The sequence below is a fragment of the Geodermatophilus sp. SYSU D01180 genome, assembly GCF_054050415.1.
The window spans coordinates 119,941-132,792 of sequence record NZ_JBJGZH010000009.1; the positions used below are offsets into that span (position 1 = coordinate 119,941).

9 protein-coding genes are annotated in these 12,852 nt (G+C 72.8%); all 9 read left to right on the forward strand.

Annotated features, from left to right (window positions below; genetic code table 11):
- The first annotated feature begins 7 nt into the window (after positions 1-7).
- Positions 8-1,408 carry an MCE family protein gene (locus ACI8AA_RS10840; protein WP_457044450.1) on the forward strand — a complete coding sequence of 467 codons (1,401 nt, stop codon included), beginning with the start codon at positions 8-10 and terminating at the stop codon, positions 1,406-1,408.
- A complete protein-coding gene (locus ACI8AA_RS10845; RefSeq protein WP_457044451.1) occupies positions 1,405-2,442 on the forward strand; it encodes an MCE family protein in 1,038 nt (345 codons plus the stop codon). The genes ACI8AA_RS10840 and ACI8AA_RS10845 overlap by 4 nt, the downstream gene beginning before the upstream one ends.
- Positions 2,442-3,476, forward strand: coding sequence for an MCE family protein (locus ACI8AA_RS10850; protein WP_457044452.1), 1,035 nt, complete (start codon positions 2,442-2,444; stop codon positions 3,474-3,476). The genes ACI8AA_RS10845 and ACI8AA_RS10850 overlap by 1 nt, the downstream gene beginning before the upstream one ends.
- The gene (locus ACI8AA_RS10855) at positions 3,473-4,714 is read left to right on the forward strand and encodes an MCE family protein (RefSeq protein ID WP_457044453.1); all 1,242 of its coding nucleotides are present in this window, start codon (positions 3,473-3,475) and stop codon (positions 4,712-4,714) included. The genes ACI8AA_RS10850 and ACI8AA_RS10855 overlap by 4 nt, the downstream gene beginning before the upstream one ends.
- Positions 4,711-5,979: an MCE family protein gene (locus tag ACI8AA_RS10860; protein ID WP_457044454.1), complete on the forward strand. Its 1,269-nt coding sequence runs from the start codon at positions 4,711-4,713 to the stop codon at positions 5,977-5,979. The genes ACI8AA_RS10855 and ACI8AA_RS10860 overlap by 4 nt, the downstream gene beginning before the upstream one ends.
- On the forward strand, positions 5,976-7,250 hold the full coding sequence (locus ACI8AA_RS10865) for an MCE family protein (RefSeq protein ID WP_457044455.1): 1,275 nt from the start codon (positions 5,976-5,978) through the stop codon (positions 7,248-7,250). Before ACI8AA_RS10860 ends, ACI8AA_RS10865 begins: the two co-directional genes overlap by 4 nt.
- Before the next feature lie 58 nt (positions 7,251-7,308).
- The gene (locus tag ACI8AA_RS10870; RefSeq protein WP_457044456.1) at positions 7,309-8,004 is read left to right on the forward strand and encodes a hypothetical protein; all 696 of its coding nucleotides are present in this window, start codon (positions 7,309-7,311) and stop codon (positions 8,002-8,004) included.
- A 4-nt stretch (positions 8,005-8,008) separates the two neighbouring features.
- Entirely contained in the window at positions 8,009-8,950 is a 942-nt protein-coding gene (locus ACI8AA_RS10875; RefSeq protein WP_457044457.1) for a hypothetical protein, read from the forward strand.
- 385 nt (positions 8,951-9,335) lie between these two features.
- The gene (gene rpoB, locus ACI8AA_RS10880) at positions 9,336-12,845 is read left to right on the forward strand and encodes a DNA-directed RNA polymerase subunit beta (protein ID WP_457044458.1); all 3,510 of its coding nucleotides are present in this window, start codon (positions 9,336-9,338) and stop codon (positions 12,843-12,845) included.
- Positions 12,846-12,852: the final 7 nt, after the last annotated feature.

Sequence of the window (12,852 nt, forward strand, 5' to 3'; positions counted from 1 at the left end):
GCGGGCGATGAGCGGGGGCAGGGGCGCGGTGGTGCGCCGGCGGCTGCAGGGCGTGGCGTTCCTCGTCGTCCTGGTGATGCTGCTGGCGCTGACCGTGGCGCTCTACACCAAGGCGTTCACCGACACCGCGCGCGTGGTGCTGCACGCCGACACCGTGGGCAACCAGTTGCAGGAGGCCTCCGACGTCAAGGTGCGCGGGGTGATCGTCGGCGAGGTGCGCTCGGTCGACGCCGGCGCCGAGGGCGCGACGATCGAGCTCGCCATCCGGCCCGAGTTCCTGGACCGGATCCCCGCCGACGTCACCGCCCGGCTGCTGCCCAAGACGCTGTTCGGCGAGCGCTACGTGTCCCTCGTGGTGCCCGAGCGGCCCTCGGGGGAGCGGCTGGCCGACGGCGACGAGATCGGCCAGGACCGCACCGAGAACGCCGTCGAGCTGCAGCGGGTCATCGACGACCTGCTGCCGCTGCTGCGGGCGGTGCAGCCGCAGGACCTCAGCTACACCCTCGGCGCGGTGGCCTCGGCGCTGCGCGGCCGCGGCGACCAGCTGGGGGAGAACCTCGCCTCGATCGGCAGCTACGTCGGCGAGCTCAACACCGTGCTGCCCGAGCTGCAGGCCGACATCAGCGGGCTGGCCGACGTCGCCGACACCTACACCTCCGCCGCCGACGACCTGCTCGCGGTGCTGGACGACCTGGCGGTGACGTCGCGGACGCTGGTGGACCAGTCCGAGCAGCTGCGGCGCACGTTCACCGTCGTCGGCGCCTCCTCGGCGACGGCGGCCGGCTTCCTGGAGACCAACGAGCAGGACCTCATCTCGCTGGCCGCCACCTCGCGGCCGGTGCTCGGCCTGTTCGCCGAGTACTCACCGGAGTACCCCTGCCTGCTCGACGGCCTGGCCCGCTTCAAGCCGATGATCACCGAGGCCTTCGGCGGCGACGGCGACCCCGCGCTGAACCTGGACATCACCGTGACGCTGCCGCCGCGCAACCCGTACCAGCCCGGCGACCAGCCGGCCTACCTCGACCGGTCCGGGCCCGACTGCCAGGGCCTGGACGACATCGACGCGATCATCGCGGCAGCCGACCGGGGCGAGTACTACTGCCCGGTGCCGCCGGTGGACGGCGTCGACTCGGTGGACAACCCGTACAGCGGAAACCCCAACTGCCTGGGCGGCCGCGGACCCGAGGACGTCCCCGCCGGCGCCGGGGAGCCCGACGGCAACGTCACCACCGACCTGTCCGCCTTCGGGAACTCGATGCCGGGGCAGCTGGCCGGGTCGACGGCGGAACTCGACTTCGTGCGCAGCATCCTCGGCTACCAGACCGGCGTGGACCCCCGCGAGGTCTCCGACCTGGCCGCCTCCACGATGGCGCCGCTGCTGCGGGGGACCCAGGTGGCGCTGCGATGAGGGGCCTCGCCGCGCCGCTGACCAAGCTGGCCGTCTTCGCCCTGGTCACCGTGCTCGCCAGCTACGTCCTGGTCAGCACCATCACCAACGCCGGATACGGCGAGCCGCTGGAGTACCGGGCGCAGTTCGCCGACGTCGCCGGCCTGGTGGAGGGCGACGAGGTGCGCATCGCCGGCGTCCGGGTGGGCCAGGTGACCGCCATCGGCCTGTCCGACCAGACCGACCGGCCGGTGGCCGAGGTGACCGTCGCGGTCGACGCCGACGTCCCGCTGCCCACCTCGGTGCTGGCGACCATCCGCTACCGCAACCTCGTCGGCCAGCGGTACGTCGCGCTGACCGAGGGGGAGGGGTCGGCCGGGCGCACCCTCGATGAGGGCGACACCATCCCGCTGGCCCAGACGAAGCCCGCGCTGGACCTCACCACGCTGTTCGGCGGGTTCCAGCCGCTGTTCCAGGCCCTGTCGCCGCAGGACGTCAACCGGCTGTCCTTCGAGATCATCCAGGTGTTCCAGGGCGAGGGCGGCACCGTGGAGAGCCTGCTCGGCCACGTCGGCTCGCTGACCTCCTCGCTCGCGGACAAGGACGCCGTCATCGGCAGCGTCATCGACAACCTGACCTCGGTGATGGGCACGGTCGCCGCCCGGGACGAGCAGCTGTCGTCCCTGGTCGTCTCGCTGCAGCAGTTCGTCTCCGGGCTGAGCGAGGACCGCGACGCGATCTTCGACTCGCTGCAGACCATCGACGGCCTGGCGGTGAGCACCGCCGGGCTGCTCGAGGACGCCCGCGCCCCGCTGGCCGCGGACATCGAGGGCCTCGGCGACCTGGCCGGCAACCTCGCCGACACCGGCGACGTCCTGGAGGACTTCCTGCAGCTCGCCCCGACCAAGATCGACCTGATCACGCGGACCGCCGTCAACGGCAGCTGGTTCAACTTCTACATGTGCGGGGCGTCCGGCACGGTCACCCTGCCCGGCGCGAGCGAGCCGAGCACCATCCCCGCAGGCGGGCTGTCCTCCGGCGCGAGGGGGTGCTGATGGCCCGCCGTCCGGCCAAGCCGTTCCGCGACCGGAACCCGGTCGTCATCGGGGCGGTCAGCCTCTCGCTGATCGCGCTGCTGGTGCTGCTGGCCTTCAACGCCCGGTCGCTGCCGCTCATCGGCGGCGGCACCGTCTACCGCGCCCAGTTCTCCGAGGCCGCCGGCCTGCGGCCCGACGACCCGGTGCGCGTCGCCGGCGTCAAGGTCGGCCAGGTCGAGAGCCTGGCGCTGGAGGACGGCGCGGTCACCGTCGAGTTCCGCGTCCGCGACGCGTTCGTCGGGGACCGGTCCGAGGCGGCCATCAAGATCGAGACGGTGCTCGGCGCGAAGTACCTGGCGCTGGTCCCGCGCGGCGCGACGCCGCTGGACCCCGACCAGCGCATCCCGCTGCAGCGCACCGCCTCGCCCTACGACGTCGTCGAGGCCTTCGCGGACCTGTCCACCACCGTCGACGACATCGACACCGCCCAGCTGGCGAGCTCCTTCGAGGTGCTGTCGGAGACCTTCGCCGACACCCCCGACGAGGTCCGCACCTCCCTGGACGGGCTGGCCCGGCTGTCGGACACCATCGCCTCGCGGGACGCCCAGCTGCGCGAGCTGCTGTCGGCCACCCGGGACGTGACCCAGGTCCTGGCCGATCGCAACGGCGAGTTCACCCAGCTGATCCTGGACTCCAACACCCTGCTCACCGAGGTGCAGGAGCGCCGGGCGCTGATCGACTCGATCCTCACCAACACCCAGACGCTGGCCCAGCAGCTGACCGGCCTGGTGGCGGACAACCGCGAGGCCCTCACCCCGGCGCTGCAGCAGCTGGCGGCCGTCACGGACATCCTGTCGCGCAACCGCCAGGCCCTCGGGGAGACCGTCGCCAACCTGGCGCCCTTCGTCCGGGTCTTCACCAACACCCTGGGCAACGGCCGCTGGTTCGACAGCTTCGTGGAGAACCTGCTGCCCGGCGCCGTCGGGTCGGTGCTCTGCGGGGGCGCGGCGCAGGTCCCCGGCGGCCTGGTGTCGTGCGAGGAGGGGCAGTGAGCGGGACCCTGCAGCGCGGCGTGGCGCTGGCAGCCGCGGTGGTCCTCGTGGCCGCCCTGGGCTGGACGATCCTGCGGCCGGCCGGCCAGATCCGGGTCACCGCGTACTTCGGCCAGGCCGTGGGCGTGTACCCGGGCGGGGACGTGCGGGTCCTCGGCATCGACGTCGGCGAGATCACCGACGTCGTCCCGATGGGCGACCGGGTGCGCGTCGACATGCTCGTCGACGACGAGTACGACATCCCGGCCGACGCCGACGCGGTCATCCTCGCGCCGTCGCTGGTCAGCGACCGGTACGTGCAGTTCTCCCCGGCCTACGACGGCGGCCCGACGATGGAGGACGGCGCCGAGCTGGACCTGTCGCGCACGGCCACGCCGGTCGAGCTGGACGCGGTCTACGGCGCCCTCGACGAGCTCTCGGCCGCCCTCGGCCCGACCGGCGCCAACGCCGACGGCGCACTGCAGGACCTGCTGGCCACCGGCGCGGACAACCTCGAGGGCAACGGCGACGCGCTCAACCGGACGCTGACCGGGTTCTCGACCGCGGTGCAGACGCTGTCGGAGAACCGCGACGACCTGTTCGGGTCGGTGGAGAACCTGCAGGCGTTCACCTCGGCGCTGGCCACGATCGACACCCAGGTCGGCCAGTTCAACACCACCATGGCCGCCGTCGCCGCCCAGCTGGAGGGCGAGCGCGAGGACCTCGCCGCCGCGGTGCGGCTGCTGTCCCAGGCGCTGGGGGAGATCGCGACGTTCGTGCAGACCAACACCGCCCTGCTGACGACGAACGTCGACCGGCTGGCCGACGTCACCCTCACCCTGGTCCAGCAGCGGCAGGCGCTGGCCGAGGTGCTCGACGTCGCCCCCGCGACGCTGGGCAACGTCGCGCACGCCTACAACCCCGACTACGGCACGCTCGACACCCGCGACAACTCGCTGGGGTCGGCCAACCCGGAGGTCGTGGTCTGCCAGCTGCTGGCCCAGGCCGGCCGGCTGCAGATCGCCGGGGTGAGCCTCACCGACCTGACCGCGTTCCTGCAGCTGCCGCCGACCGAGCAGATCTGCCTGCGGCTGCTGTCGGGCGACCCCGGCAACGACGGTCAGCTCGACGACCTCAACGGCAACGGCGTGCCCGACCTGCAGGAGCTGCTCGGCACGCTGTTCGGCCGCAGCGCCGCCCCGCAGGCCGGCGGCACCCCGCTGGTCGGCCTGCCGCCGGTGCCGGGGGCGCAGCAGTGACCGGGCCGGTCCGGCGGGTCGCCGCGCTGGGCGCCGGGGTGCTGCTGCTGGCCGGGTGCGGCTTCCGCGGCGCCTACTCCCTCGACCTGCCCGGTGGCGCCGACGTGGGCGACGACCCGTACACGGTGCAGATCCAGTTCCTCGACGTCCTGGACCTCGTCCCGCAGGCCGGCGTCCGCGTCGCCGACGTGCCGGTCGGCCGGGTGGAGGACGTGTCGCTGGGAGAGGACTGGACCGCCCTGGTCACCGTCGAGATCAACGGCGACGTCGACCTGCCGGCCAACGCGGTCGCGATGATCCAGCAGTCCTCGCTGCTCGGGGAGAAGTACGTGGAGCTGGCCGCCCCGGGCACCGAGACGCCCACCGGCGAGCTCACCGACGGCGCGCTGATCGGCCTGGACCGCACCAACCGCAACGTCGAGGTGGAGGAGCTCCTCGGCGCGCTGTCGCTGGTGCTCAACGGCGGCGGGCTGGCGCAGCTGCAGACGATCAGCCGGGAGCTGGGCGACGCGCTCGAGGGCCGCGAGGACGCCGTCCGCGCCACCCTCACCCAGCTCGACACGTTCATCGCCAGCCTCGACCAGCAGCGCGACGAGATCGGCCGGGCGCTGGACAGCGTGGACGCGCTGGCCGAGTCCCTCGCCGCCCGCACGGAGACCATCGAGACGGCGCTGGACACCATCGGCCCGGGCCTCGACGTCGTCACCGAGCAGCGCGACCTGCTCGTCTCGATGCTCGACAGCCTGTCCCGCCTCGGCGACGTCGGCACCCGCGTGATCGACCAGGCCGGCGCGGACACCGTGGCCGACCTGCAGCTGCTGCAGCCGATCCTCACCCAGCTGGCCGCCGCGGGGCCCGACCTCGCCGAATCGCTGGACCTGCTGCTCACCTACCCGTTCCCGGCCAGCTCGCTCTCGGCGCTGCAGTACCGGCCCGACGCGCGGACCGGCGGCTACGGCCTGTTCACCAACATGACCGCCAACCTGAACCTCGACCTGCGCGAGCTGCTGTGCCGCTACGTCGTCGACCCGGTCACCGGCGGCCTGGAGACCCTCGACCCGCAGGACCTGGTCGGCGGCACCTGCGGCACCGCCGGCACCCCGCCGGGCAACGCCGGCGGCACCGGCACCGGGTCGTCGTCGCCGGCGCAGTCGCTCGCCCCCGGGCTGGGCGGGCTGGCCGGCACCGTCCTCGGGGACGGCACCGGCGGCGCGCCGGCCGGCCTGCCCGGGATGCCGGGCATCCCGACGGGAGGAACGCCGTGATCACCCGCAAGGTCAAGCTGCAGCTGCTCGCGTTCACCGCGGTCGCGCTGCTGGGCATCTCCTACGTCGGCTTCAACTACGTGGGCCTGGACCGGGTGCTGCTCGGCAGCGGCTACGACGTCGCCGCCGACTTCGCCGACTCCGGCGGCATCTTCGTCAACGCCGAGGTCACCTACCGGGGCGTCGCCGTCGGCCGGGTCACCGACATGCAGCTCACCGACGACGGCGTCCGGGTCATGCTGACCATCGACCCCGACCCCGACGCCGACCCGATCCCCGCCGACACCGACGCCGTCGTGGCCACCCGCAGCGCCGTCGGCGAGCAGTACGTGGACCTGCGCCCGGCCACCGCCGACGGGCCGTACCTGGCCGACGGCGCGGTCATCCCGCAATCGCGCACGGCCATCCCGATCCCGGTCGAGCAGCTGCTGCTCAACGTGGACCGGCTGGTCACCTCGATCGACCCCGAGGACCTGCGCGTCGTCGTCGACGAGCTCGGCCGCGCCTTCGCCGGCGCCGGCGACGACCTGACCCGGCTCATCGACAACGGCGACCTGCTGCTGGCCCGCGCCGAGGAGTCGCTGCCGCAGACGCTGCAGCTGATCACCGACGGGCAGACCGTGCTGCAGACGCAGGCCGAGAGCCGCTCGGCGATCGAGCAGTGGGCCGAGGACCTGCGCGCGGTCAGCGACACGCTGGTCGACATCGACCCCGACCTGCGCGGCCTGGTCGTCAACGCGCCCGACGCCGGGGCGGCGCTGCAGGACCTCGTCGACGACGCCGGGCCCGGCCTGGGCTCCCTGGTGCGCCACGTCGACGTCCTCAACGGCGTCACCATCCCCCGGCTCGACGGCGTCGAGCAGATGCTCGTCACCTACCCCGACGCGGTCAGCGGCGGGTTCAGCGTCGTCCGCGACGACGGCGGCACGATGCGCGCCCACTTCGGCCTCGTCCTCAACAGCAACGACCCGCGGGCCTGCACCAGCGGCTACGTCTCCACCGGGCAGCTGTCGAGCCCCGCGTCCGTGGCCGGGCTGGACGTCGACCCGATCGGCTGCGACGTCGTCAACGGCGCCGACCCGAGCCCGGGCGACGGGGTGGACGAGTCGGGCTCCAACATCCGCGGCGAGCAGAACATCGGCCGCGACGGCGGCGTCGGCTCGCCCGGCCCGCAGGGTCAGGCCGGTGCCGGCGCACCGGTGGCGTCGGTGGTCGACGACGTGCTCGGCGGCCTGCTCGGTGCCCTCCCCTTCGCACGGACGGCGGGCTGAGTACGTCATGCTCATCACGCAGAGCACTCGACACAGCACGGGACGAGAGGAGGACGCGGTGACGCGCGCCGGGCAGGACACCGGGACGGCCCCCGACGAGGCCGCCGCCGATCCCTCCGCCGCCGGGGACGCGCCGGCCGGCCGCCGCGGCCGACGGCGGGCCCGCCACGCCGCTCCCGAGGACGCGGTGGCCGGCGACGGCGACACCGCCGGCCCCGGCGACGACGACGCCGCTGACGACGCCGACGACGACGCCGCACCGCGCGCCCGCCGCCGGCTGTCGGTCCCGCTGGTGCCCGTGCTCGCGGTGCTGCTGGTCCTGCTGCTCGGCGCGGCCGGGTGGCTGTGGCTGAGCCGCGAGGACGAGTCGCCGGTGCGCACCGACAGCTACGTGCAGGTGCTGCAGGCGGCCCGCTCGGGGATCGTCGACCTGACCTCCTTCGACGCGGTCACCATCGACGACGACATCGCGCAGGTCCGCCGCGTGGCCACCGGCGACCTGCGCGACGAGTCGCTCGCCCAGCTGCAGGACCGGCGGCAGGAGCTGGTCGACGCCCAGGCGGTCGTGCAGACCGAGGTCGTCGGCGCGGGCGTGGTCAGCGCCGACGAGGACTCGGGCACCGTGCTGCTGGTCATCCAGTCGACGCAGCGGAGCACCGCCGGCCCGCAGGCCCAGATGCTGCGCTACCGCATCCAGGTGGAGCTCGTGCGCGAGGACGGCCGCTGGCTGCTGTCCGGGATCTCGGGGAGGTGACGGCGTGAGCGAGACCCCGGGGGAGCGCCCCCGCCCCACGCCCCGCCCGCGCGCGGACCGCCCCCGCCCGTCCCCGCGCCCCCGGGTGGCCGGCAGCCGCCGGGACCGGGAGGAGCCCCGCGCCCAGGCGGCACCGCAGGTCCCCGTCACCGAGGTGCCCGTCACCGAGGTGCCCGTCCCCGAGGCGGCGCCGGCCGCGGAGACCGCCACCGGCCGGCGCCGGGCCCGGCCCGGACAGGTGGGCGGCGACGCCGCGGCCGTCTCGCTGGCCGAGGCCCCGGCGCCCGCTCCGGACGGGACCGGCAGCACCGGGACCGCCGCCGAGGAGACCCCCGCCCGGCACGGCTCCCGCCGCGCCCGCGCCGAGCGCCCGGCGCACACTCGCGCCGCCGCCGGGCCGGCGCCGCGCCGTCGTCGCCGGCTGCCGCTGGTGGCGGTCCTCGCGGTGCTGTGCGTGCTCGCCGCCGGGCTGGTCGGCGTCCTGGCCTGGCAGCGGCTGGACCCCGCGTCCGTCTCGCCGTCGGTGTTCGCCGCGGCGCGCGAGGACGTGCAGGCCCTCTACGCCTACGACTACCGGGACTCCGAGGGCAGCGTGCAGCGCAAGCTCGACGTCCTGACCGGCGACCTGCGCGACCAGTACGAGCAGGACCTCTCGCAGGGCGGGATCGTCGACACCTACGAGCAGGTGTCGGCCACCACGCGGTACGAGGTGCTCGACGTCGGCCTGCAGCAGGTCTCCGACGACCAGGACAGCGCGACCGTCGTCGTCTTCGGCCAGTACGTCGTCGAGTCGGTGAACAGCGGCACCCAACCAGCCCCCGAGGGGTCGGAGTGCACGGTCACCCCGGAGGGCGCGCAGTCGTGCACCCAGACCGTCCAGGTGCAGCTGGCGCGGGTCGACGGCGACTGGAAGATCAGCGACCTGACCCTGCTCACGACCAGCTGAGACGGGGCCGCCGGCCCGGGCCGGCCCGCGCTCCGCGCGGCGTGGCGGAGACAACGGGGCCCCCGGGCTGGCATCATGGCGACGCGGAACGCCACCCGGTCTGCCGGACGCCGTCCTTCCCGGGAGTGTGGCGGGGCTCGCCCCCCACCCCCCGACGTGGACAGCGTGCGCGAGCAGGGGTAGGGTTCTCTGTTGCGCTGCCCCCTGACTGCCTGCCCGCCGAGACGGGTCACCTGGGCTGCCCGGGATCCCCTCCCGGCACCTGGGCGACACCCGTTCCCCCAGCGGGCCGGACGCCGCGGACAGCCCCGCCATCACCGACGACGACCCAGGACGAACCCGCACCCACCGCCCGCACGTCGTGAGGTCCTTGGAAGGACGCATCTTGGCAGGCTCTCGCCCCACCAGCATCTCCCCCAGCACGACCGAGTCCGGCGGCTTCGGCCAGCAGAACCAGACTCCCCAGGCCGGCCCCCGCACCGGAGAGGCCGACCAGCAGAAGATCCCCGGCGCGCCGCGGCGCGTCTCGTTCGCGAAGATCTCCGAGCCCCTCGAGGTGCCGGATCTGCTCGCCCTGCAGACCGCGTCCTTCGACTGGCTGGTTGGCAGCCCCGAGTGGCGCGCCACCCTCTCGCCCGAGGAGCAGGCGACCGCCGTCGGCGGCCTGGCCGAGATCCTCGAGGAGATCTCCCCGATCGAGGACTTCAGCGGCTCGATGTCGCTGTCCTTCTCCAACCCGCGCTTCGAGGACGTCAAGGCGTCCCTCGAGGAGTGCAAGGACAAGGACATGACCTACGCGGCGCCGCTGTTCGTCACCGCCGAGTTCATGAACAACACCACCGGCGAGATCAAGAGCCAGACGGTGTTCATGGGCGACTTCCCGATCATGACGAACAAGGGCACGTTCGTCATCAACGGGACCGAGCGCGTGGTCGTCTCGCAGCTCGTGCGCAGCCCCGGGGTCTACTTCGACAAGACCCTGGACAAGACCTCCGACAAGGACGTCTTCAGCGCCAAGGTCATCCCCAGCCGTGGTGCGTGGCTGGAGTTCGACGTCGACAAGCGCGACACCGTCGGCGTCCGCATCGACCGCAAGCGCCGCCAGCCGGTCACCGTGCTGCTCAAGGCGCTGGGCTGGACCGAGGACCGCATCCGCGAGCACTTCCAGTGGTCGCCCACCGTCCTCGCCACCCTGGAGAAGGACCACATCGCCGGGCAGGACGAGGCCCTGCTCGACATCTACCGCAAGCTGCGGCCGGGCGAGCCGCCGACGCGGGAGAGCGCCCAGGCGCTGCTGGAGAACCTCTTCTTCAACCCGAAGCGCTACGACCTGGCGAAGGTCGGCCGCTACAAGGTGAACAAGAAGCTCGGCGTCGAGGTCCCGCAGGGCACCCTGACGCTGACCGAGGACGACATCGTCGCCACCATCGAGTACGTCGTGCGGCTGCACGCCGGCGAGCCCGACCACGGCGTCGACGACATCGACCACTTCGGCAACCGCCGCCTGCGCACCGTCGGCGAGCTGATCCAGAACCAGATCCGGGTCGGCCTCTCCCGCATGGAGCGCGTCGTCCGCGAGCGGATGACCACCCAGGACGTCGAGGCGATCACGCCGCAGACCCTGATCAACATCCGGCCGGTCGTCGCCTCCATCAAGGAGTTCTTCGGCACCAGCCAGCTGTCCCAGTTCATGGACCAGACCAACCCGCTCGCGGGCCTGACCCACAAGCGCCGCCTGTCGGCGCTGGGCCCGGGTGGTCTGTCCCGTGAGCGGGCCGGCATGGAGGTCCGCGACGTGCACCCGAGCCACTACGGCCGGATGTGCCCGATCGAGACCCCGGAAGGCCCGAACATCGGCCTGATCGGCTCGCTGTCGGCCTACGGCCGGGTCAACGCGTTCGGCTTCATCGAGACCCCGTACCGCCGGGTCGAGAACGGCGTGGTCACCGACCACATCGACTACCTGACCGCCGACGAGGAGGACCGCTTCGTCGTCGCCCAGGCCAACTCGCCGCTGGACGCCCAGGGCCGGTTCGCCGAGGAGCGGGTCCTGGTCCGCACCAAGGGCGGTGAGGTCGACTACCTGTCGCCCGAGCAGGTCGACTACATGGACGTCTCGCCGCGGCAGATGACCTCGGTCGCGACGGCGATGATCCCGTTCCTCGAGCACGACGACGCCAACCGCGCGCTCATGGGCGCGAACATGCAGCGCCAGGCCGTCCCGCTGCTGCGCAGCGAGGCGCCGCTGGTCGGCACCGGCATGGAGCTGCGGGCCGCCGTCGACGCCGGCGACGTCGTCGTGGCGGAGAAGGCCGGTGTGGTCGAGGACTCGACCGCCGACTACGTCACCGTCATGGCCGACGACGGCACCCGGCAGACCTACCGGCTGCTGAAGTTCCGCCGCTCGAACCAGGGCACCTCGATCAACCAGACCCCCGTCGTCGACGAGGGCCAGCGGGTCGAGGTCGGCCAGGTCATCGCCGACGGGCCGTGCACCGACCAGGGCGAGATGGCGCTGGGCAAGAACCTGCTCGTCGCCTTCATGCCGTGGGAGGGCCACAACTACGAGGACGCGATCATCCTGTCGCAGCGCCTCGTGCAGGACGACGTCCTGTCCTCGATCCACATCGAGGAGTTCGAGGTCGACGCCCGCGACACCAAGCTCGGTGCCGAGGAGATCACCCGGGACATCCCGAACGTCTCCGAGGAGGTCCTCGCCGACCTCGACGAGCGCGGCATCATCCGCATCGGTGCCGAGGTCGTCCCCGGCGACATCCTCGTCGGCAAGGTCACGCCCAAGGGCGAGACCGAGCTGACCCCCGAGGAGCGGCTGCTGCGGGCGATCTTCGGTGAGAAGGCCCGCGAGGTCCGCGACACGTCGCTGAAGGTCAAGCACGGCGAGTCCGGCAAGGTCATCGGCGTCCGCGTGTTCTCCCGCGAGGACGGCGACGAGCTGCCCGCCGGCGTCAACGAGCTGATCCGCGTCTACGTCGCCCAGATGCGCAAGATCTCCGACGGCGACAAGCTCGCGGGGCGCCACGGCAACAAGGGCGTCATCGCGAAGATCCTGCCGCAGGAGGACATGCCGTTCCTCGAGGACGGCACCCCGGTGGACATCGTCCTCAACCCGCTCGGCGTCCCGGGCCGGATGAACGTCGGCCAGGTCCTGGAGACCCACCTCGGGTGGATCGCCAAGTCCGGCTGGCAGGTCGAGGGCACCCCGGAGTGGGCGGCCAACCTGCCCGAGCAGGCGCGCCAGGCGGAGCCGGGCACCCGGACCGCGACGCCGGTGTTCGACGGTGCCCGCGAGGAGGAGATCATCGGCCTGCTCGGCTCGACGATCCCCAACCGCGACGGCAACCGGATGGTGCAGGAGACCGGCAAGGCGCGGCTGTTCGACGGCCGCTCCGGGGAGCCGTTCCCCGAGGCGATCTCGGTGGGCTACGTCTACATCCTGAAGCTGCTGCACCTGGTCGACGACAAGATCCACGCCCGGTCGACCGGCCCCTACTCGATGATCACGCAGCAGCCGCTGGGTGGTAAGGCGCAGTTCGGTGGCCAGCGCTTCGGTGAGATGGAGTGCTGGGCGATGCAGGCCTACGGCGCGGCCTACGCGCTGCAGGAGCTGCTGACCATCAAGTCCGACGACATCCTGGGCCGCGTCAAGGTCTACGAGGCCATCGTCAAGGGCGAGAACATCCCCGAGCCGGGCATCCCCGAGTCGTTCAAGGTGTTGCTCAAGGAGCTGCAGTCGCTGTGCCTCAACGTCGAGGTGCTGTCCGGCGACGGGCAGGCGATCGAGCTGCGCGACACCGACGACGAGGTGTTCCGGGCCGCGGAGGAGCTGGGCATCGACCTGTCCCGCCGCGAGCCCTCCAGCGTCGAGGACGTGTGATCGGCCG